Annotated in this window: 24 protein-coding genes; 10 read left to right on the forward strand and 14 right to left on the reverse strand. The window is 52.4% G+C overall.

Features of this window, described 5'->3' with window-relative positions; genetic code table 11:
* Nucleotides 1–53 precede the first annotated feature (53 nt).
* Nucleotides 54–383, reverse strand: a complete 330-nt coding sequence (locus tag KZ483_RS01895; protein ID WP_220351108.1) for a spore coat protein — start codon at nt 381–383, stop codon at nt 54–56.
* Between the two features lie 15 nt (nt 384–398).
* Nucleotides 399–713, reverse strand: a complete 315-nt coding sequence (locus KZ483_RS01900; protein WP_258881505.1) for a ferritin family protein — start codon at nt 711–713, stop codon at nt 399–401.
* A gap of 206 nt (nt 714–919) precedes the next feature.
* On the opposite strand from KZ483_RS01900, the gene KZ483_RS01905 reads away from it, so the two are divergent.
* The 8 genes from KZ483_RS01905 (at nt 920) to lspA (ending at nt 8,161) form a co-directional block, all read left to right on the forward strand.
* The gene (locus KZ483_RS01905; RefSeq protein WP_220351109.1) at nt 920–1,750 is read left to right on the forward strand and encodes an electron transfer flavoprotein subunit beta/FixA family protein; all 831 of its coding nucleotides are present in this window, start codon (nt 920–922) and stop codon (nt 1,748–1,750) included.
* Nucleotides 1,747–2,778, forward strand: coding sequence for an electron transfer flavoprotein subunit alpha/FixB family protein (locus KZ483_RS01910; protein ID WP_220351110.1), 1,032 nt, complete (start codon nt 1,747–1,749; stop codon nt 2,776–2,778). The genes KZ483_RS01905 and KZ483_RS01910 overlap by 4 nt, the downstream gene beginning before the upstream one ends.
* The gene (locus KZ483_RS01915) at nt 2,762–4,057 is read left to right on the forward strand and encodes an FAD-dependent oxidoreductase (RefSeq protein ID WP_220351111.1); all 1,296 of its coding nucleotides are present in this window, start codon (nt 2,762–2,764) and stop codon (nt 4,055–4,057) included. The genes KZ483_RS01910 and KZ483_RS01915 overlap by 17 nt, the downstream gene beginning before the upstream one ends.
* The gene (locus KZ483_RS01920) at nt 4,057–4,350 is read left to right on the forward strand and encodes a ferredoxin family protein (protein WP_220351112.1); all 294 of its coding nucleotides are present in this window, start codon (nt 4,057–4,059) and stop codon (nt 4,348–4,350) included. Before KZ483_RS01915 ends, KZ483_RS01920 begins: the two co-directional genes overlap by 1 nt.
* A gap of 4 nt (nt 4,351–4,354) precedes the next feature.
* Nucleotides 4,355–4,504 (forward strand): hypothetical protein, encoded by a 150-nt coding sequence (locus tag KZ483_RS01925; RefSeq protein ID WP_220351113.1) that lies wholly within the window; start codon nt 4,355–4,357, stop codon nt 4,502–4,504.
* Nucleotides 4,505–4,698: 194 nt separating this feature from the next.
* Nucleotides 4,699–5,931 carry a flagellin lysine-N-methylase gene (fliB, locus tag KZ483_RS01930; protein ID WP_220351114.1) on the forward strand — a complete coding sequence of 411 codons (1,233 nt, stop codon included), beginning with the start codon at nt 4,699–4,701 and terminating at the stop codon, nt 5,929–5,931.
* 185 nt (nt 5,932–6,116) lie between these two features.
* A complete protein-coding gene (gene gntK, locus KZ483_RS01935) occupies nt 6,117–7,655 on the forward strand; it encodes a gluconokinase (protein WP_220351115.1) in 1,539 nt (512 codons plus the stop codon).
* 41 nt (nt 7,656–7,696) lie between these two features.
* Complete coding sequence (lspA, locus tag KZ483_RS01940) at nt 7,697–8,161, forward strand: signal peptidase II (protein WP_258881506.1); 465 nt, start codon at nt 7,697–7,699, stop codon at nt 8,159–8,161.
* A 181-nt stretch (nt 8,162–8,342) separates the two neighbouring features.
* Here lspA and KZ483_RS01945 read toward each other — a convergent pair whose 3' ends face one another.
* From KZ483_RS01945 to KZ483_RS01960, 4 genes are all read right to left on the reverse strand, one after another.
* On the reverse strand, nt 8,343–8,717 hold the full coding sequence (locus tag KZ483_RS01945) for a hypothetical protein (protein WP_220351117.1): 375 nt from the start codon (nt 8,715–8,717) through the stop codon (nt 8,343–8,345).
* Nucleotides 8,718–8,759: 42 nt separating this feature from the next.
* Nucleotides 8,760–9,305: a hypothetical protein gene (locus tag KZ483_RS01950; protein ID WP_220351118.1), complete on the reverse strand. Its 546-nt coding sequence runs from the start codon at nt 9,303–9,305 to the stop codon at nt 8,760–8,762.
* A gap of 42 nt (nt 9,306–9,347) precedes the next feature.
* Nucleotides 9,348–9,515, reverse strand: a complete 168-nt coding sequence (locus KZ483_RS01955) for a hypothetical protein (protein WP_220351119.1) — start codon at nt 9,513–9,515, stop codon at nt 9,348–9,350.
* A gap of 131 nt (nt 9,516–9,646) precedes the next feature.
* Nucleotides 9,647–10,516 (reverse strand): arylamine N-acetyltransferase family protein, encoded by an 870-nt coding sequence (locus tag KZ483_RS01960; protein ID WP_220353205.1) that lies wholly within the window; start codon nt 10,514–10,516, stop codon nt 9,647–9,649.
* A 125-nt stretch (nt 10,517–10,641) separates the two neighbouring features.
* Here KZ483_RS01960 and KZ483_RS01965 point away from each other — a divergent pair, with 125 nt between their 5' ends.
* Complete coding sequence (locus tag KZ483_RS01965; protein WP_220351120.1) at nt 10,642–11,991, forward strand: aminotransferase-like domain-containing protein; 1,350 nt, start codon at nt 10,642–10,644, stop codon at nt 11,989–11,991.
* 109 nt (nt 11,992–12,100) lie between these two features.
* Here KZ483_RS01965 and KZ483_RS01970 read toward each other — a convergent pair whose 3' ends face one another.
* Nucleotides 12,101–13,015: an NADP-dependent oxidoreductase gene (locus KZ483_RS01970; RefSeq protein ID WP_220353206.1), complete on the reverse strand. Its 915-nt coding sequence runs from the start codon at nt 13,013–13,015 to the stop codon at nt 12,101–12,103.
* Between the two features lie 77 nt (nt 13,016–13,092).
* Nucleotides 13,093–14,493, reverse strand: coding sequence for an MFS transporter (locus tag KZ483_RS01975; RefSeq protein ID WP_220351121.1), 1,401 nt, complete (start codon nt 14,491–14,493; stop codon nt 13,093–13,095).
* A gap of 176 nt (nt 14,494–14,669) precedes the next feature.
* Here KZ483_RS01975 and KZ483_RS01980 point away from each other — a divergent pair, with 176 nt between their 5' ends.
* Nucleotides 14,670–15,545, forward strand: coding sequence for a LysR family transcriptional regulator (locus tag KZ483_RS01980; protein ID WP_220351122.1), 876 nt, complete (start codon nt 14,670–14,672; stop codon nt 15,543–15,545).
* Nucleotides 15,546–15,565: 20 nt separating this feature from the next.
* Here KZ483_RS01980 and KZ483_RS01985 read toward each other — a convergent pair whose 3' ends face one another.
* From KZ483_RS01985 to KZ483_RS02010, 6 genes are all read right to left on the reverse strand, one after another.
* Nucleotides 15,566–16,555: an N-acetylglucosamine kinase gene (locus KZ483_RS01985; protein ID WP_220351123.1), complete on the reverse strand. Its 990-nt coding sequence runs from the start codon at nt 16,553–16,555 to the stop codon at nt 15,566–15,568.
* A gap of 88 nt (nt 16,556–16,643) precedes the next feature.
* Nucleotides 16,644–17,555 (reverse strand): SDR family oxidoreductase, encoded by a 912-nt coding sequence (locus tag KZ483_RS01990; protein ID WP_220351124.1) that lies wholly within the window; start codon nt 17,553–17,555, stop codon nt 16,644–16,646.
* Between the two features lie 232 nt (nt 17,556–17,787).
* The gene (ptsP, locus tag KZ483_RS01995; RefSeq protein WP_220351125.1) at nt 17,788–19,527 is read right to left on the reverse strand and encodes a phosphoenolpyruvate--protein phosphotransferase; all 1,740 of its coding nucleotides are present in this window, start codon (nt 19,525–19,527) and stop codon (nt 17,788–17,790) included.
* A gap of 45 nt (nt 19,528–19,572) precedes the next feature.
* Nucleotides 19,573–19,845, reverse strand: a complete 273-nt coding sequence (locus KZ483_RS02000) for an HPr family phosphocarrier protein (protein ID WP_220351126.1) — start codon at nt 19,843–19,845, stop codon at nt 19,573–19,575.
* 74 nt (nt 19,846–19,919) lie between these two features.
* On the reverse strand, nt 19,920–20,372 hold the full coding sequence (locus KZ483_RS02005; protein WP_220351127.1) for a PTS sugar transporter subunit IIA: 453 nt from the start codon (nt 20,370–20,372) through the stop codon (nt 19,920–19,922).
* Nucleotides 20,373–20,429: 57 nt separating this feature from the next.
* A complete protein-coding gene (locus KZ483_RS02010; protein WP_220351128.1) occupies nt 20,430–21,809 on the reverse strand; it encodes a PTS fructose transporter subunit IIC in 1,380 nt (459 codons plus the stop codon).
* Nucleotides 21,810–21,826 lie beyond the last annotated feature (17 nt).

A 21,826-nucleotide genomic window follows, 5' to 3' on the forward strand; every position in this document is an offset into this window, starting at 1 on the left:
CAGCTTCGCACAGAAAAAACTCCCACCCGGGAAGAGTGGGAGCAGCTTGCAGCCTAATAAGGAAATTGCGAGGAATATCCGCTGAATTGCTGCTGCGCTTGCTGCAGCTTCTGCTGCTCCTCGGCTTCCAGCTTGTACCAGCCGTTCTGGAACATCATATTGTACAGCTCACGGGCGCTATGGTGCGTTTCCACCAGAATTTGAAGCATGTCCGCGTGAAGCTGATCGTGGCTCGCTTCGCGCACGGCGACATTGAGGCTGTCCGTCAAGTATTTGCATGTGCTCAGACCGTCGTTCAGGAAATCGCGGTCATTCATCTCCGGTCCCTTCACTTGCGGCAATTGATTGGACTGCGGGTTCGCAATTACATTATTGTTCGGCACCGATTGAAGCCCCCTTTACTGTGACTGCTGCTTGGTCTGCTGTTGTTGAGGCAGCCCTGCCATGGCAGCATTATTGTCGACCTGAAGATGGGTAAGCAGTGTTTGGTAATGGCGCTGATGCATTTGGCCGGCCTTATCGAGCGCCTGCTTGATTTGAGGGTTCTTGATCTGCTGCGCGAAGAAATGAAACTTCTTGAACGCCAGTAATTCCCATGACAAAGCATCTTTAATGTAGAGCAGATCCTTCGTTGTAATGGCGCGCGGCGGAACAGGAATCGGAACCTGTGCTTGTGTCTGTGAAGCCGGAGGTGTCATTGTTGTCGTTGTCATCTGAAAGCTCCTTCTTTGTGTCGTGTCGTATATAGAATGGACAATAAAGAGCGGATTATGCTTGGACAATACGCAGCGGTTTCGCTTTTGCAATAGGCAAAAGCGACCCGGTTAAAGCAGGAATCAGGCATTTTATTGGGATTTGCCTTATATATTTAAAGTAAGTAGACAAACGTAACGGATCATAGTGTAAAGAGGTGTTGTCGTTGCTGCACATTGTCGCCTGCATCAAACAGGTGCCGGATACGAAGATCATCAAGATGAATCCGAAGACCAACACGATGGACCGTTCAAGCGCACCGGCTATCCTGAATCCATATGACGCTCATGCGGTGGAAGAAGCTGTCCGGCTGAAGAACAGATACGGGGGTACTGTCTCTGTACTCACGATGGGGCCTCCGCCCGCCGTGAAGGCGATCCGAAAATGCATTGAAATCGGAGCGGACGAGGGGTATATGATCTCCGACCGGGCTTTCGCCGGGGCCGATACGCTTGCTACCAGCTATGCATTAACCAAAGCCCTGGACAAAATTTCCGCACTCAAACCGGTCGATCTCATTATTTGCGGCAAAATGACTATTGACGGCGACACCGGCCAGGTAGGGCCCGGTATTGCCAGACGCCTTGACATTCCGCCGCTAACCTCCGTCAAGAAGATCGTGGAGATAAACCGGGAACAGGGCTATGCCGTCATTCACCGCAAGCTCGAAGACGGCTACGAGGTCATTCAATCAACGCTTCCGTGTTTATTTTCCGTCGAGAAGGACATTAACGAAGTGCCGTACTCCTCCATGCCCAATATGCTGAAAGCGGCCCGCTATCAGCCGCATATCTGGTCCGTGAGCGACCTGGAGGACGTAGACCGCACCCAGCTTGGACTGAAAGGATCGCCAACGATCGTATCCTCGGTATGGGCACCGCAGAAGCCGCAAGGCGGACAGCTGCTGGAAGGCGGCCCGAATGATCAGGTTCGGCAGCTGCTGGATATTTTGCTTGCGAAGAAGGAGCTGTTCGGCGCAGGGGAGGGATCTGTATGAGCTTCGAGGATTACCGCGGAGTCTGGGTGTTCATGGAAGTCAAAGACGGACAGATCGCCCCGGTTTCCCTTGAATTGTTGGGAGCGGGGAGGAGGCTGGCGGATAAGAGGGGAACAGAGCTGGCGGGGGTACTCATAGGCGACCGCATTCGGTCTTTGGCAGCCACCGCCTTCGAGTACGGAGCCGACACCGCATATGTGTACGACGACCCGATATTCAGGCAGTATCGTACGGAAACATACATGAAAGCGCTGCTCGCGTGCACGCAGAAATATAAACCGGAAATTATTTTATACGGCGCGACTTCGACGGGAAAGGATTTGGCCAGTGCCGTTGCGACGGATCTTCCGACAGGTTTGACCGCGGACTCCACGATTCTCGATGTTGAAGAGGATACCGGCCTGCTGCTGGCCAGCCGGCCTGCTTTCGGCGGCAATATTATGGCGACGATCCTCTGCAAGAAGTACCGTCCGCAGATGGCGACGGTGCGTCCGAAGGTAATGAGGGCACTCCCTGCCGAGCCGGGCCGCCGGGGAAGGCTGGTAGAAGAAGCTATTCCACTGCGGGAGGAGGACGTTCGTACCAAAGTTCTTGAAATCGTCCGTGCAGCGACCCGGAACGTGAGGATCGATGAAGCGGATATCATCGTTGCCGGCGGGAAGGGGCTTGGCGGACCAAGCGGATTTCAGCTGGTCCATCAGCTGGCAGATGCTTTGGGAGGAGCAGTCGGCGCGAGCCGCGATGTCGTGGAGGCGGGCTGGATCGGCCATCATCACCAGGTAGGGCAAACCGGTGTTACGGTGACCCCGAAAATCTACATTGCGATCGGAATTTCAGGCGCCATTCAGCATATTGTAGGCATGCAGAATTCAGGATTGATCATAGCGATTAATAAAGATCCGAATGCGCTTATATTCCAGTCCTGCCATTACGGAATAGTGGGAGATGCTTTTGAGATCGTGCCCATGCTGATCGAACAATTCAAGAATGCCACTGGAAAGGAAGTAGAGCATGTCGGAGAAATTTGAGTGTATCGTCGTCGGAGCGGGGCCCGCTGGAATCGCCTGCGCGTACGAGCTGGCCAAGGCGGGAGTAAAAGTGCTGCTTCTTGAGCGGGGCGAGTATCCGGGGTCCAAGAATGTGATGGGGGGCGTCCTCTACAGGCAAATGATGGAGGAAGTCATTCCGGAATTTTATAAAGAGGCGCCCCTCGAGCGCCCGATCGTCGAGCAGCGGTTTATGATGCTTGACCGGGAATCGGCCGTTACGTTCGGCTATAAAGGACTGGAGTGGGCGCGCGAGCCCTATAACAATTTTACCGTGCTGCGCGCCAAATTCGATCAATGGTTCGCCCAGAAGGCGGTAGAGCAGGGCGCTCTTCTCGTGAACGAGACGGTGGTCCTGGAATGTATCGTAGAGGATGGTAAAGTGATCGGTGTCCGCACGGATCGCCCTGATGGACAGCTGTATGCCGATGTTGTCGTACTGGCCGATGGAGTAAATTCGCTGCTCGCGAAGTCGCTTGGTTTTCATAAAGAATTCAAGCCGGATGAGGTCGCTCTGGCGACGATGGAAATTTTGAAGCTGGATAAGAAAATCATCGAGGACCGCTTCAACCTTGAGGAAGGTCAAGGTTGTACGATCGAGCTGTTCGGCGATGCGACCAAAGGGATACTCGGCACGGGCTTTCTGTATACCAACAAAGATACGCTGAGCATAGGCGTCGGCACGTTACTGTCCGGCTTGATCAAGCATAAAATAAAGCCCCACCAGCTGCTGGACTACGTGAAAAACCATCCGATGGTGCGTCCTTACCTTCAGGGCAGCGAGCAGCAGGAATATCTGGCGCATCTCATCCCTGAAGGCGGCTATCATTCCATGCCCAAGGTCGTCGGTCCGGGCGTTCTGGTCGTAGGCGATGCCGCGCAGCTTGTGAACGCGATCCACAGGGAAGGCTCCAACATGGCGATGACCTCAGGACGTATTGCCGCGGAAACGATTGTGATGGCGAAGCAGGCAGGCGACTTCTCGGAGAATATGTTAAACCATTACCGGCAGCGGCTAATGGGGAGCTTTGTCGGGCAGGATCTGAAGAAATATAAGGATGCGACCCACCATTTTGACAAATTCCCTCAGTACTTTGACCAGTACATTCCGATGGTGAACCGCGCGGCCAGCCAAATGTTTACGGTAGACGGGACCTCCAAGAGAGAGAAGCAGAAGAAAATTTGGCGCGAAATCGGATCAGCCAAACAGAAGATCAGAATGGCCCGCGATATGTACAGGGCTTGGAAGGTGATGAAGTAATGAGCGATATGAAAGCGCAATCAATCGAAGAGAAGCAGTACCTTGTCCGCTTTAACGCGGATACGCAGTCTCATCTTCATGTGCTCGATGCCGATGTTTGTTTAGAGAAATGCCCTGATAAAATATGCACCATTTTCTGCCCGGCGGAAGTGTACAAATGGGAGGAGATCCGCATGCACGTCGGCTATGAGGGCTGCCATGAGTGCGGAAGCTGCCGTATCGGCTGCCCTCATCAGAATATCAAATGGGAATACCCGAAAGGCGGGCACGGAATCGTCTTCAGACTGGGGTGAACCAATGTTCAAGGTTGGCGATTATGTCATCTTTGTACCGGACGGGACTAAAGGCACCGTCTTGGAGACGGCTGATGACCGTTACCATGTGGTTTGGGAAGACCACTTTACGAGCTGGGAAACCGTGGAGCTGCTTGAGAAAATCAACGCTTAGCGCGGCTGCCGCTAAACGCTGCGTACTCGAAACCAATGAGTACCGGCGTTTTTTTGGTATGGGCAAATTGGCTGGTACACTTATAAGTCGATAGGGCTAATTTTTTCAGCAAAAAAAAGGTATTTATGTATAAGATGGAGAATTCATAAAGAAATGAGAAAAATGAGAATTGTAATTCCGGGAGGGAATCGTGGGTGAGTGAACGCACTATCCTTATGCCTGAATATATGCGAGATTTTTCATGTATTGGTCCCGCTTGTGAAGATACATGCTGCTCGGGTTGGAGAATCGACATCGACCAGGAAGCCTATGAAACCTATAAGCATACGGATAATCCCGATATGAAACCACTGCTGCAATATGTGCAGCGCAATGAGGCGAGCACCTTTGACGGGAACTATGCAGAGATTCGTCTGAAACCGGATTATGCATGCCCGTTTCTTGGCCAGGATAAATTATGCATCGTCCATTTGAATCTGGGAGAGAAGTATCTCTCCAACCTGTGCGCTACTTTCCCCCGCAGTACGAACATCGTTGACGAGGCTTATGAGAAGTCCGCTACAGTAGCGTGTCCCGAAATTGCGCGATTAGCGCTGCTCAATCCGAAAGGAATCAGGTTTACCACGATCCGGGAGCCGATTGACAGCCGCCATACCATTACAGGTATAGTCAAGCCCGGGGCCGAGAAGCCATCCCGAAGAGGAAGACGGTATTTCCAGGAGCTTCGCGACTTTACGATTCAAATCCTGCAGAACCGCACCTATAGTTTGCCCGACCGGTTAATCATGCTCGGGTTGTTTTACAGCAAGCTTCAAGAGCATATCGCAAGCGGAGAGATTGAAGAAATTCCGGGATGTATTGCATCTTATGCGAAACTGATTGAAAGCGGCGCAATAACGGAGAGCATGCCCCGGTTCGCGTCCTCCATAACTACACAGATGCAGCTGCTCAGGCGCTTGATCGATGTCAGGTTATTTAAAGGTGTGAAGAGCGACCGTTATCTGCAATGCCTGATGGCGACCTTGAATGGGCTCGAATATACCAATGAGTCCTTAAGAGATGAGAGCGTAGACCTTTACATGAAGGCCTATCATGACTATTACCGTCCCTTTATGGCGGAACATGAATATATTCTTGAAAACTACCTGGTCAATTATACATTCAAAAATCTGATTCCCCGCATTCGCAGACAAGACGCATTTGCAGATTATGTCCTCTTAATTGTTAATTACGCCCTCATTAAATTCCATTTAATCGGAATGGCCGGTACTTATAAAGAGGCGTTCGGCACGGACCATGTCATCATGCTGATTCAATCTTTCTCCAAGATTGTCGAGCATACAGGCAAATTCAACGAGGTCGTGGGGGACTTGCAGGAGCCGGGATTATCCAGAATGGAACTGATGGCGGTATTGATCCGGAATTAGTCGCGGTTCGTTTCTTGCGAAGCGGACGATGGCCGTGAAATACGCCGTTTATTTGCAGTCTGTGCGCAGCGGCGTTTGCGGCTCGACAAAGTTAGCAGGAAGCAGGCGCCAATATTGCTTTGTCCCTTATGTTGAGGTATCTTTCATTAGAGGAGTATCCTGTTTGTACATAAGGAGGACTAGCAGTGGGCGTGAAATATGTAATCGGAGTAGACATCGGCACAACAAGCACGAAATCCGTGCTGTTTACCGAGGGCGGCCGCATCATAGCCAAATATGGAATTGAATATCCTTTATTTTCTCCCACGCCGGAGACGGCCGAGCAGGATCCGGACGAGATATTCCGGGCCGTTGTTGAAACGATTAAGAATGTTGTCCAGACGAGCAATGCCGCGCCGGGCGATATCCTGTGCGTATCCTTCAGTTCGGCCATGCACAGCGTCATTGCTGTTGATACGGAGGGCAAGCCGATTACCAAATGCATCACTTGGGCGGATAACAGAAGCTCCCGGTGGGCGGATAAAATAAAACGCGAGATGAACGGCCACGATATTTACCTTCGTACAGGGACGCCGGTTCATCCTATGTCACCGCTGGCCAAGCTAACCTGGCTCCGGCACGAGCATAAGGACGTTTTTGCCAAAACCTATAAGTTTATCTCCATCAAGGAATATGTCTTCGTCCGGCTGTTTAATTCTTATGTGATTGACTACTCGATCGCCTCGGCGACGGGGATGTTTAATTTATCGTCTTTAACGTGGGACGAGGAAGCGCTTCAGGTGGCCGGAGTAACTGCAGAGCAGCTGTCGAAACCCGTTTCGACCACATACAGTCTGCAGGGAATGGATGAGTCGTTTGCCAAAGCGATGAACCTGCCTTCTTCAACCCCGTTTGTCGTGGGAGCAAGCGATGGCGTTTTATCCAATTTAGGCGTGGATGCGATTGATCCCGGGGTTGTTGCTGTGACGATCGGCACGAGCGGAGCGATTCGGACGGTCACGGACAGGCCGGTCACGGATCCGAAGGGAAGAATTTTCTGCTATGCGCTGACCGAGAACCACTGGGTGATCGGCGGGCCGGTCAACAATGGGGGCATGGTCTTTAGATGGGTTCGCGATCAGCTCGGCTCTTCGGAGATCGAGACGGCTTCACGTCTAGGCAAGGATCCGTATGAAATCCTGACGGAGATAGCGGCCAAGGTCAAACCGGGGTCGGATGGCTTGCTGTTCCACCCGTTTCTGTCCGGAGAAAGGGCTCCATTATGGGACTCGAACGCGCGCGGCTCCTTTTTTGGTTTGGGACTCCACCACAAGAAAGAACATCTGATCCGTGCCGCATTGGAAGGCGTTATATATAACCTTTATTCGGTTTATCTTGCTTTGGAGGAATTGATCGGGGTGCCGGTCAAAATACAGGCAACAGGAGGGTTCGCTCGGTCGGAGCTGTGGCGGCAGATGATGGCGGACATCTTCGCTCATGATGTGTATGTGCCGGAGAGCATTGAAAGCTCCTGCCTTGGGGCAGCCATTCTGGGACTGTACAGTCTTGGCGAAGTGGATTCCCTGCAGGTCGTTTCCAAGATGGTCGGCCCCGCGCATCATCATAAACCGGTTCAAGAGAATGTGCGGATCTACCATGAGCTTATGCCGATCTATGTGCGTCTTGCCCGGCTTTTGAAAGAGGAGTACGCGGACATTGCCGCTTTCCAGAAGAAATGGATTTAGCTTATGGTTGTCTTGCAGATTGATGGAGGATGGTGTTGCTTATGTTCTATTGGGTAGCATTAATTGTGTTTGCAGCGGATCAAATATCAAAGCTGTTCGTACGCTTATTGATGAACGTCGGGGAAACGCATACGGTTAAGCAAGGGGTTCTTCAGTTTATTTATTTACAGAACAGCGGAGCAGCCGGCAGCACTTTCCAGGGATATGGCAGATGGTTCGGCATCCTGGCAGCCATTATCGTTATCGGAATCATATATTACCGTGAGGTTATGTTGAAGAGCCGCCCCCGCGTCCTTGATTTCGGCTTGGGTATGCTCGCTGCCGGGGCGGCAGGGAACGGGATAGAAAGACTGGTCTATGGAAAGGTGACGGATTTCATCGCGTTTGGTTCGGGCCGGGGGAGTATGAACCTGGCGGATTTGGCAATTAATATTGGTGTGCTCATCATTATCGTATATTCCCTGTTCTTCTCGAAGCAGTGGAAGCAAAAACACACCGTCTCATAATGTGCCCGCAAGGAAATAAGGCAGCAGGAGATCACCGCCGGACAAGGCGTCTCCCGCTGCCTTATTCAAAATATCAGAAAGTAAGTTTCACACCTGTACTTTTCTGATATTTCTAAGGGAAGAAACTTGCTTCGCCCTTAAAGCCGGCGTGAACGTTTCTTCTTGTGCTGCTCGAATCCCTCTAGAGCAAGGCTCCCGCATCGCGTACCGCTTGCATTGCCTGTTCGTAATCCTCTTCCTGCAGGACCACGGTCAACAAAATGTCGCGTCCGGTCACCCGATTTTCCGTGCCCCCCGAGCTCATTCCGCTTGCGCTGACACTGGCCGCGGCCAGGATAGATGCGTCGCGGTCGGAGAAATCTCCGCCGAGCGTTAGATAGCCGAGTCCTGGAAAATCACTGGTAATGGGATTGTCGATATGATCGATTCCATCTCCGGGATACCCGTCGATCCGGTCGATCGAGCTCTCGATGATACGAAGCGATTTTAATTTGCTTAGAGCGTCTTCCGCTTGATCAGGACTGTTGAAATAAGCAAGGATGCTTCTTTCCGCCACCTTTAAATCTCCCCCTTTAGTCGAAATCCGCGCCTGTATGGTTCAAGGGCTGAGCGACGGGCGGTCGGAGGGTTCGCCCAAATCGGCGACATCCGGACCGGCGCCTGAATTAAACCCTTTTTGCAATAACTGCCGATGCTCCAGCCCGCCCTCCACATCCATTATACTGCTTGTCAGCAGACGGATTTGATCCTTGCAATGGGTGAGCTGTCCGAATACATGCTTATGCTGGTACGCTTGCGGGTCCGAGCTCTGCTGCATTATCTCGGACAGCTGTTCGAATTGATTCTTCCGATCGCCGATGGATTGACGGTAAGCTTCGGCAAAGTCGGTCATCAGGACATCGATTTCTTTTATAATCCGAAACAGGTCGGCCCGGCATCCGGCTAACATTTTCCGGGTTTTATCCGCTTCCGGAGTGCCTGCTTGCTGCTGTTGAACGCTCTGAATGCGGCGGCCCATATCGCTGAGTTCCTGCCGGAAAGATTGAAGGACCTGCTCTCTCCCGCGTTCGCCGGCAGGGATGCCGCTCAGCTTCTGTGAAACCTTGTGAATCCGGTCAAGGACGGTTTGGAGTGTTTCTGTCATCTGAAGTAGTTCAGCTCCTTCTACATAAGCGTACGGGACCCGTTACCCCTTTTCGTCTTCTTCCACTGCGTCATATTTATTGATGTGGGCCGTAATCGCTTCTACAGCTTCGCCGCCCTGAGTGCTTTGGGCGACTTCCTTAACCTCGTCTTCCGTTTCATCCAGAAAATTTTGATGATCCGCCCGAATGGCTTCGATCTTATTGCTCATCAGAGAACCTCCTTGTCAGATGCAAAAAATGTACTCCGATCAATTATTTGTAAGTCGGGAGGGAATTATGCGCAGAGCTGCATTGAGACGTGTACGGAATTGACGGAATATCGTTCTATGCGGTATCGGATCTACACAGCCTGTGATCTCTTCCATTCTTCATGTGCTATTCGTACCCGCTTCCACAGTTCATCCCGTTCCTGGCTGCTGTAGCTCACCAAATTCTCCCTGAATATATCTCCAAGCACTTCGAGCCATTGTGTTTTATTGTTAATCTCGATCTTCTGAATCCCGTGAATATCGCGTTTGCTCCAGACACAGCCCCGAAGCTCATTGCTTCCCGCAGCATGCCTGTGCCTGATAAGAAACATATTGAACCATGGCGATTCCGGGGACCGGCTGTAATGCTCGTGCTTTGGCTTAAACTCCTCAATATCGTCAAGAACGTAAGGGTCAAAGTCAACTCCGATGAAGGAAGCCTGGGGATCATGCTCCAAGCGCCAACCGTTTGCAGCGACACCGGAATCTGCAACTTTATAAGTGAACGGGCCCTGGTTATAACTTCCTGCTTGAAGCGGAAGCGGCTCGAAGGGCATATCTCCCAACCCGACATCGGCAATCCATACTTCCTCCTCCAGCAGGTCATTCACCACGTTCACGGTCAGACCAAGGTGAAACGAATTAATCCGGGGCTCGGTACCCGGCGGCTGGACTCCGGCCCGGTGGAATTGAACCTTGTAGCCTAGTGTTCGAAGAAGCGCGCTAAAAGCCCCGTTGTGGTGAAAGCAATAACCGCTTCTGTGATTTAATATAAGTTGTACGGAGTCTTTCAAATCTATGCCGTCAGGCTTTCCCGCGAAGATATCAATCGTCTGCCACGGAACGCTTTTCACATGCGCTTTATGCAGCTCAAAGAAATATTCCTTCGTAGGGGGTTCAATATCTTCAATACCTATCCGGTTTAAATAAGCTTTAATTTCCTCATTCGTCAACATATACATACTAGTCACCTCTGCAAAATCAAGTCGCTCAATCAGCCATAGAACCATCGTAAACCGAATAGCCATATGGTACAATAAGGAAAAAACGATCTGTACCGGTACAGAAGTCTTCAGGGAGTGACAATATGCATAAATATTTGCGGCTTCTGAGTGATCTGGAAGATCTGATCCAAAGCCATCCGTACAAGGAAGGGGATAAGCTGCCTTCGATTCGCACTCTCGCGCAGCAATACGGCTGCAGCATAAGCACGGTTATCCGGGCCATGGGCGAGCTGGAACACAGGGATATGATTTATTCCATGCCCAAGAGCGGTTATTATGTAGTTCAAAGAAGCCGCGACAAGAACCAGAGAGCGGCTCGTATTATCGACTTTGCCAGTGCTGCCCCCGATCCCGATATTTTTCCTTATTTGGATTTCAGGCATTGCATCAACAAGGCGATTGACGCCTACAGGAACGATTTATTTATATACGGAACGCCTCAAGGCCTTGCTTCACTTATTGAGGTTGTCCGCAAGCAGCTGACCGATTATCAGGTGTTCGCGAGTCAGCGAAATATCTTCATTACATCCGGTGTGCAGCAGGCGTTATCGCTGCTCGCAACCATTCCTTTCCCGAACGGGAAAAAGAAAATCGTTATTGAGCAGCCCTGTTACCATTTATTCATCGAGCATCTTCAGACGTATAATCATGACGTGATTGGCGTCGAAAGAACGGCGGCGGGTATCAATCTGCAGAAATTGGAGCATATATTCCGCACGGAGGACATTAAATTCTTTTATACGATGCCGAGATTCCATAACCCGCTTGGAACCTCTTACAGCGCCAAGGAGAAGCGTAAGATTGCCGTATTAGCGGCAAAATACGACGTTTATATTGTCGAGGACGATTACTTGGCGGATTTCGAGGAAGACAGCAGGGCTGATCCGTTATATGCCTATGATGACTCGTCTCATGTCATTTACCTTAAAAGCTATTCCAAAATCATTTTTCCCGGCTTGCGCGTCGGAATCGCTGTCCTCCCGGATACATTGACGGAAGTGTTCAACCGCTACAAACGGGTTGCCGATATCGACAGCTCGATGCTGTCTCAAGCTGCTCTGGAAATCTATATTAAAAGCGGCATGTTCGAGAGGCACAAGCAGAAAATCCGCACATCCTATGCCCGCAAATCAAAGCTCTTGGCCGATGCATTGCAGCAGCACATCGAGCAGGACGGGGGTATTCCGGCATTTGACCGGTTGAAAAACCCCTACATTCACACGCATATCGTGTTGGACCCCAAGATATCGGTTTCAAGCCTCGCCAGTCAGCTGCGGCAGCGGTCGGTGCTGGTGGATCCCGCCGGCAAAAATTATTTAGCCGGACACCCGCAGAAGAAATTCCTCAAGCTGAATGCCTCCAATGTCGACGAGGATAATATCGAGCCGGGAATTCGAGTGATAGCTGAGGAATTGAGAAAAGCAATGAAATAGTGCCGCGCCGGCAAAGTAAAAGGGACCCGCCCTGCGGTCCCTTGTGAAATGGCAGTCCCGCCGGCGTCAACCGCCGGGATACCTCATCGTCAACCGAGTGCTGGCGGCATTAGTCGATGGTGAGGACGACTTTGCCTTGACCGTGTCCGGTCTCGACCTCACGATGGGCGTCCGCCGCTTGGGCGAGCGGGTAGGCTCTGCGGATATGGGTGCGCAGCTTGCCCTGGACGTACATGTCGGCGAGCTCGGCGAGCCTTGCAGCGGAGCGCAGATGGGGGGTTACACGGATGCCGAGTTCAGGAGCCTTCGCGTGTTCGACAAGGGTGAGGATGCGCTCCCTGTTGGAAACTAGCTCCAAAGAGACTTTCAGAGCCTCGCCGCCTGCGCCGTCGAGGACTGCGTCGACGCCGTCCGGGGCAAGAGCGCGAATACGATCCAGCAGACCATCACCATAGGAGACTGGAATCGCGCCGAGTGAGCGAAGGTAGTCGTGGTTGCGCTCGCTGGCGGAGCCGATGACTTTGGACGCTCCCCAGAGCTTGGCGAGCTGAACTGCGATGGTGCCGACCGAGCCGGCGGCCGCGTGGATAAGCACGGTGTCGCCTTTGCCGATACGCAGCTCCTGCAGGGCGATATGGGCGGTCTGTGCTCCGGCCGTGAATCCGCCGGCCGCCTCCCAGGACATACCCTGGGGCTTGAGCGTTACCTGGCTGGCGGGGATCGTCAGGTATTCGGCGTAGCAGTTAAGCTGTCCGAAGCCGAGAATCTCATCGCCGAGAGAGAAGCCGACTACGCCCTCCCCGATTTGATCGACTATACCTGCGAACTCGTTGCCTGGAATCTGGGGAAAACGAACTGTAGCGCCCGGCGGAGTCCAGCCCCCACGGACCGCGCAATCGTAAGGCTGGACTCCCGCAGCCTTGACGCGAATCCGCACCTCCCCTGTGCCTGCCTGAGGAACATCGGTCTCGATTAGCTGCAATACTTCAGGAGGACCGAAGGAGGAGAATCCCGCCGCCCTCATGCGCCTCGTCTTGCTTGCTTCACTGCCTGCTGGAATATTATTGAGAATGTCCATAAACATAATCATCCTTTCGATTGTCAAATTGTTTTACCGGACTCGGTCAGTTCATCTTTCCGGCCGGTTGTCCGCGCCGCTCTGCCGAATTGCAAATAATAGAGCAATAGAATACCTACATGCAGAACCGCTAGTATCAAATAAATGTTGCTGTAGACGAGTGCGTTTGAATGCGAGTTCAACGGATTCCAATGAAAGGCGGCACCTTGGTCGACTGTTTTGCTGTACACGCCTGCCGAAACGGCGCCCGCCACAAAGTTAAGCATCGAAAGAAGTCCCATGCCAACCCCGGTCTGTTCCTTCGGCAGCGTCCGGGAAACCGCATTGGATAAAGCGATATACATGAACGATTGCCCTACATTGCCGAAGATCAGGATCAAGGCAATAATAACCGGCGAAATCCCGGCGAAAGAAGATAATAGTACAAAACAAATCAATAACAGTGCGGATGCAGTGAAGAATAGAAATGAATTGCCCTTCACATCAGCCAGCTTGCCGCCTTGACGCCCGAGGACCGCGGTCATGCAGGCCGCCGGAAACATCGCGAAGCCGATCAGGCCTGGAGACAGCTGATTGGCATGGGTCAGCAGCTGCGGACTCAGGAAAATAAGCGAATAACCGATGCCAGTGGTGAGGAAGGCAATGACCAGCCCAAGCGAATAACCTTTACTTCGGAACAGGTCGGGCTTAATAAACGGTTCCTTGGCCGACCGAATTCTCGCAGCGAACAGAAGGAACACAAGTACACCGCCGATAGCCGGCGTCCACGCCTGATTGGTGATCGCCAGAAGCAGCAGGGCCACAGTGCCTGCAAGAAGTCCGCCGCCGATCCAATCGATCTTGACCATCTTCCCGTGATCATCGTTCAAATATTTGCGGTAATAAGGCAGAGTGAGCAGTGCAAAGAGGGGCATGCAGAACAACCATCGCCAATGTACGACGCTGACCACCAGAGCGGCAACGACCGGGCCGATTGCACTGCCGATTGCAAGACCGGTCATCGCTATCCCCAAAGCGCGTCCCCTTCTCTCCGGGGGGAAATAGCGGACAGGTATGATACCGGCGGTTGCCGGTATGACCGCAGCCCCTACCGCTTGTAAGACCCGCCCGAGGAGGACCATCCAATACGCTTGGGAGATCAGACCGATCATGGAACCAACGGCGAAGAAGATTAGTCCGAACGTGAGCAGATTTTTGAGCTTGTAAATATCGGCCAGCTTCCCGTACATAACGGTCCCCAGCGCATAAATTAGTAAAAAAGCCGATGAGACCCAGCTTACTTGCGCGAGTGTAAGGTGAAACTCCGCCTGAATCTCGGGCAATACGATATTAAACATCGTTGCGCTCATGACGGATATAACGAGCGTGAATGCGAGGATGCGAATAATTTTTTCTCCTGTGCGCCTCTGAACTTCGTCATCCATTTACTTTCATCCCGCTTTCCTGCGTTCGCTGATCTTTGTAAGTTCTTCTTCCCGGGAAGTGTATTGCTGGCTTGCATGGTTTTATTCTATAATTGATCGTATATAATTAAAAATATATCTTACATCATATATTATATTCCTTCGGGTATATGAATAGAGGGGAGTGGAGAGGTGGCATGGAACTGCTGCAGCTGCACTATTTTCGAACAGTGGCCAAATTTGAGCATATGACGAAAGCGGCGCAAGAGCTGCATATCGCTCAGCCGGCTCTCAGCAAGACGATCGCGCGGCTGGAAGACGATTTGGGCGTACCTTTATTTGACCGTCAGGGCAGGCAAATCCGGCTCAACGCTTTCGGAAAAGCGTTTCTCGAGAAGACGGAAACGGCGTTAACGGCGCTGGATGAGGGCAGACGGGAGATTGCGGACCTCGCGGGTATGGAGCAGGGGAGCATCCATTTGGCGACTTCGATTCTGAATCGCCTCACGGAAGCTTTAGGGGCATTTCTTGCCAAGCATCCTGAAGTAAATTTCCGTCTCACCCAGGCTTCGATGGATGATATGGCCCGTTTGGTTGAGAACGGCGAGACCGATTTCTGTTTCACGGCAGCGCCTATCGAGCGCCCCGGGGTTCGCGAGCTGGCGCTGCTCAGCGAAGAAGTTTTTCTCGCCGTTCATCCGGCGCACCGGCTTGCGCAGCGGCACAGTATCTCCTTAAAGGAAGTGGCCGGTGACCCTTTTATCGGGTACAAACAAGGCTGCTTCTTCCACAAAATGAATAATGAGCTGTACCGGAAGGCGGGAATAAAGCCGAATATCGTCTGTGAGGTTGACGAGCCGGCGGCGATTGCGAACCTTGTCCGCGCCGGGCTTGGCGTAGCCTTTGTAGGTGGGTGCAACAGCGAAGATTCACGCATGGTTTTATTGCGAATCGACGACCCCGTATGCGAACGCACCTTCCAGCTGGCCTGGCATGAGAAGCACTACCTGTCCAAGGCGGCGCAGAAGTTTCGCGACTTTCTCGCCGAATATTTTGCCGACATGAAGAAGTGATCAGGGGGCGATTATCGCCTTCAAATCATTGCTGAGCTGAACTTTTGCAGGTTATTGATAACCGCTTCGCTTACCGGGATATTCATTTTCTCCAGCGCGAAGAGGACGGAACCCGCGGCAGGCGGTAGATAAGGATCGATGACGGCATAAGCTTTGTTGTTTCCTGAACGTAATCGTCCGATTAGTTGTTCCCGAAAATAAGGACTATTGGCAACGCTGCCGATAAAGGCAACGGAAACCGACGGTCCGGAGAAATAAGCGGCCAGTATTTCTACGCCTACCGTTATTTGATGAATAGCGCGGTCGCAGACGGTTCTCGCGAGTCTGCTATCCTGCCGCGCGGCTTCCGTAATGGCCGGCGCCAATTGACCGAATTTCTTATTGCGCTCCCGCGAGTCGGCAAGGAACCCTGTGCAGGCGACCTCGCGAAGCTCCTCCATCGAACTCACACCCCAATGCAAGAGCATCGACCGGATCAGCTCCCCGTCCGTTTCGTGCACATTTCCCGCCAACGCTTCATACACCGCGTCATAAACGATAAATCTAGCGGCGCTTGCCGCATAGTGATGCAGATCATAATTGCATATGTATCGGCCTTGTTCGGTAACGGCCAGGATGTTTGATCCGGTGCCGGAGATCACGACTATGCCCGGCTTGGACATGAAAGCGCCGTAATGAGCGGCCACAGTATCATTCATATGCCACTTGGGGCATGATAGCCCCGAAATATCCGTCAGAGATTCGACCCACTGCAGGTCGCGCCCGGAATCATAGCCTGCAATGCCGGCGGCTATTCCCCTAACATCCGGGAGCGCTCTGCCGGCGGCGGCTATGGCTTCAACTACCGCTTCATGCACATTTTTTTGCGCAAACAAATCCTTTTCAAGTGAAGCGGCGGCCTTCTTTTCCAAATAGCTAAGTATCTTTCCGGACAGGTCGGCGATCATTACGCGTGTGTGCGTACCGCCGCCGTCAATTCCAATCACAATGTTTTGCGAATCCACGACCATTCTGCCATCCTCCTGAAGTTCCGCCTATTTACCTCTTATTATAAAGGAGAACCGGCTGAAGTCGATCCTTAAATTCGGCCATGAAATATTAGCGGTACCCGGAAGCATTCGCCGGTTTACCTGCTTCCTGAACTTCGACGAGATACCGCCAGCAATCGGGCTGTGAGCCGTCAAGATCATAGAAACCATACTCCTGCGCGAGCTTGCCGCTTGAGACAGATTGGCCGTTCCATCGATTAACCTCCGGATCTGCGGCGAGAGCGGCAGCAGCACGCCCTACAAAACGCGGCGTTTCCGAGATAATGAAATGAGGTTCCTTCACAGCGGCGTCACGCCAGTTTTCTTCCGAAACGCCATAGTGGTCAAGCATTATTTCTGAACGCATCCACCCCGGAGTCAGTGCTACAGCGGAGCATTTGTACGGCAGAAGTTCATGGGCTAATGATTTAGCCATTCGAATGACGGAAGTCTTGGCCAGATCGTAGAACAGCGACAAACGGTAGTTGTTATCGTTGTATTCTGCCGTGCCGTCCGTCATCTCAATGACAAGCCCGTTGTTGTTCCGGATTAACAGGGGCAGCGCGAAGTGACTCGTAATGATATGCGTGTCAATCGCAAGCCGAAGCATGCGAAACCCTGCTTCAAGGGAGTGCTCCCATACCGGCACATTCCACTCAGCCAAATTCTCACCTCCCCATATATCGTTGACGAGGATGTCCAACCGCCCCTGCTCCTTCTCAATGCGGGCAATCAGCGCCCCAACCTGACCGGGATCGAGATGGTCCACTTGAACCGCTATGCCTCTGCCGCCTGCATGACTTACAAGCTCAGCCGTTTCTTCAATCGTTTCGGGACGATTGTACTCGGAGCGTTGTGTTCGCGTCGTCCGTCCGGTTACATAAACGGCCGCTCCGGCCGCTCCCAGTTCGATTGCTATTCCCCGGCCGGCACCGCGTGTTGCGCCAGCTACCAAAGCCACTTTACCCTTTAAAGGCTTCATGATTTGCTGCTCCTTTCGTTGTTCGGTATATACCCATTATAGAGCGGCATATATGACAAGGTATGTCTTATTAAAAAACGCATGGTGCCTTTTTTATATATTTTTCTCCCCACTCAATAAGAGCTCCCGATATAAAGAGCTCCCGATGCAAGCATATGTAAATTAACATGCAAAAAGACAGCCATGGCCAGGCTGTCTTTTTGCATTTACTCTTTGAGCCAGTGTTACTTAGTTAAGCATCCACCGGATGTTTGCTCCGGAAAGCGGTCAGCGCTTCACGAATTTCGGCTGCAGTATCGAGATCAAGAATCTGTTCCACGAGCGCTTGGCACGCTTTATGCTCAAGGCCTGTAACGGCCTGTTTGATGACCGGAATGGCGGATGGAGCCATGCTCCATTCATGCAGACCGAGCCCGATAAGAAGAGGCGCCGCCAGCGGATCGCCCGCCATGCTGCCGCACATACCGGTCCATTTGCCATGCTGGTTGGAAGCGTCGATGACCTGTTTGATCAACCTGATCACCGAAGGGTGGAAGTAATCGTACAGATACGATACCTTCTCGTTCATGCGGTCCACCGCAACGGTATATTGGACGAGATCGTTCGTTCCGATGCTGAAGAAGTCGACTTCCTTGGCGAACCGTTCGGCCAGCAGCGCGGCGGAAGGAACTTCGATCATAATTCCCACTTCAACCGCGTCGTCAAAGGCAATGCCTTCTTCAGCCAGCTGTCCCTTGACTGAATCATATATCGTTTTTGCCTGACGCCACTCGTCCATGCCCGAAATCATCGGGAACATGATCTTCACTTTGCCGTGGGCGCTTGCCCGCAGAATCGCCCGAAGCTGAGTGACGAGCAGCTCCGTTCTATCCAGACAAAGCCGAATGGCCCGGTAACCGAGGAAGGGGTTCATTTCTTCCGGAAGGTCCAAATAAGGAAGCTCCTTGTCGCCGCCGATGTCGAGCGTGCGGATGACGACCGGCTTGCCCTGCATCGCTTCCGCAGCTGCTTTATACGCCTCGTATTGCAGCTCCTCGCCAGGCATTTCAGAGCTGCTCATAAACAGGAACTCCGTCCGGTACAGGCCGACGGCCTCCGCGCCTTTATCAGGCAGACCGACGGATTCCTCCGGCGTGCCGATGTTAGCCGCGATTTCCACACGGAATCCATCCAACGTCACAGCGGGACGATCCGAGTAGAGGAGCAGCGCTTGCAGTTCTTTCTCTTCCGCAGCTTGCTTGTCGAGATACGCATTAACCGTTTTAAACTGCGGGTTTACGATACATTCGCCGGCTGTTCCGTCGATGATCAGCTCGTCGCCGTGGCGGATGTTTTCCAGCTCCGCTCCCAGACCCAGAACGGCTGCGATTCCCAAGGAATTGGCCAAAATCGCCGTATGTGAAGTTTTGCCGCCCACACGAGTGACGAACCCGAGCACGAACCGCTTATCGAGCTGCACCGTATCGGAAGGGGTAAGGTCATCGGCCACGATAATTACAGGCTCATGTATGTCCGACAACCGGTTCCCCTTGTTCTCGACAAGCTGCGAGAGCAGCCGGTTCCCGACATCCCTGACATCAGCCGCTCTCTCGCGCATATAGTCGTTAGCCATACTTTCGAATATACCGGCAACCTGCGTTACGACCCGCTGAATCGCCGTCTCCGCAGTCAATTGTTCTTCCAGGATGAGCTTCTCCATCGGCGGATAGAAAGCCGGATCATTCAGGAAGCTGATCTGTCCTTTCAGAATACCCGCTTTCTCTTCGCCGAGCATGGTGAGCGCACGTTCAACCAGTGCCTCGAGCTCGGTCATACAGCCTGTCTTCGCGCCTTGAAGCCTGTTTAATTCCTGTGCGGCATCGCCTGTTTTCTGTTCAGCCTGCCCGCTAATCCGGACAGGATTGTAAACGAAGGCGCGCCCGATCCTTACGCCCTTCGATACGCCTATTCCTTGCAGTCTATTCTCCGGCATTTTATTCTCCTCCAATCGTCCGGACCTATTATGGGCGCCGGACAATCAAGCTTCCCCAAAACCGCTCTCCACAAGCTCAGCCAAATCTGCAACAGCCTGCTGCTCATCCGGACCGTCGGCGGAAATCGTCACGACAGAACCCTTTTGCAAGCCGAGGGTCATGAGGCCCAGTATACTCTTTCCATCCACCTCGGTCGCCGTGCCTTGAGGTTTAATCTTGATAGTCGAGGTGAACGCACCCGCCTTCTCTGTAAACAGCTGGGCTGGTCTGATATGAAAACCCGAATCGTTGCGGATTGTAACTTCCTTGGCGAACATCTTTGTTTCCTCCTTAAATTTTCTCGTAAGTATAGGATGAAGCATGCGACCGCAAACCTCATCCTACGAATTGATTATATAGTTTCCAGCAGTCCGAACAGCTCTTGTGAATTCTGCACAGCCAGCAGCTTGTTCCGGAAATCTTCGTCGATCAGCTTGCGGGAAATCGCGATCAATATTTGCAGATGCTCGTTGCCCGCAGCTTCTTCCGGCACAGCGATCATTATAACAGCGGAAACCGGGCTTCCGTCAAGCGATTGCCAGTCGAGCGGACTTGCCAGCTTAGCAAACCCCAGACCGGCTCGCTTAACACCGCCGGACTTGCCGTGCGGGATCGCGACTGAGAAGCCAATCCCCGTTGAGCCTGTTTCTTCACGCTTCAGTACCGTATCAAGATAAGCCGCTTTATCCGAAATGCATCCAGCTGCGTCCAGACCTTCGATCATAGCTTTGATGCAGCTTAACTTGTCGGATGCCTCAAGCGGAATAAATATCGATTTCTCGTCAAGCAGTGCCGTAATGTTCATTCTCCGAAATTCCTCCTCTAATCTAACATCATTTATACTTACCCCAATTCAGTGCAGTCACTCTGCATTTGGCAGCGTTTTTTTCAGAAGCATCAGCATGAGCGCGGTTACGAGCGTACCCGCAACAATCGCAACTGCATACAGCGCCAGATGGCCGACCGTATTCGGTATTAGCAGGACGAAGATACCGCCGTGCGGCGCCCGAAGCGTCGCGTCAAACATCATGGACAATGCGCCGGTAAGGGCGGAGCCCACCATGATCGACGGTATGACCCGGAACGGATCGCCTGCCGCAAAAGGAATGGCGCCTTCGGTAATAAAGGAAATTCCGAGTACTGAAGCGGCTTTGCCTGCATTTCTTTCTTCTTTGGTAAACTTTTTCGGCGCTAGCAGAGTTGCGAGCCATAAGCCAAGCGGAGGCGTCATACCTGCCGCCATAACTGCTGCCATCGGAGTGTAAATCTCACTGGCAAGGAGACCGACGGCAAACGTATAAGCAGCCTTGTTCACCGGTCCGCCCATATCGAACGCCATCATCGCGCCAAGCAGCAGGCCGAGCAGAACTGCGTTACTCGTACGCATCGCTCCCAGCCAGTGGGTTAAACCGTCCATGATCGCTTTAACCGGCTCGCCGATCACATAAACCATCAATAGACCGGTGACAGCAGTTGCAATGAGCGGGATGAGCAGGATCGGCTTTAAGCCTTCGAAGTTCTTAGGAAGCTTGATTGTTTTCTTCAGCCACAGGGCTACATAACCCGCCAGGAAGCCGGCAATGATACCGCCAAGGAAACCGGCTCCCAACTGGGAAGCGAGCATACCCCCGACAAGACCCGGTGCAAGACCCGGCTTCTCAGCAATGGAGAATGCGATGAACCCGGAAAGAATAGGGACCATCAAAGCGAAAGCGGCCCCTCCGCCGATACTCATCAGCGCCGCAGCAAATGTACCCTTTTGTTCAAAGGCATGGATTCCGAAAATAAACGAGATGGCGATCAGCAGGCCGCCGGCAACTACCAGAGGCAGCATGTGGGAGACGCCGTTCATCAGGTGCTTGTAAGCTCCTGTTCTCGCAGAACTGCGCTGTGCTTTGGATTGCTCTACTTGCCGGATATAATCGTCCCCGGATGCAGCTTCTTTGTTCAGCGCCTCTTCAATAAGTCCCGAAGGATTCTTGATCGCCTGCGCTACAGGCACTTTCACGACAGGCTTGCCGGCGAAACGGGATTCAGCAACATCCGTGTCGGCTGCGACAATTATTGCATGGGCTTCGGCAATTTCCTGCTCGGTGAATTCGTTTTCAACACCTACGGCGCCCCGGGTTTCAACCTTGATGGGGATACCTTTTTCTCTCGCGGCCTTCAAGAGTGATTCTGCTGCCATGTACGTGTGAGCGACCCCGGTTGGACAGGCGGTTACAGCAAGTAACTTCTTCATGCTAATTCTCCTCCTTT

It is taken from the genome of Paenibacillus sp. sptzw28 (genome assembly GCF_019550795.1).
GTDB lineage: Bacteria > Bacillota > Bacilli > Paenibacillales > Paenibacillaceae > Paenibacillus_Z.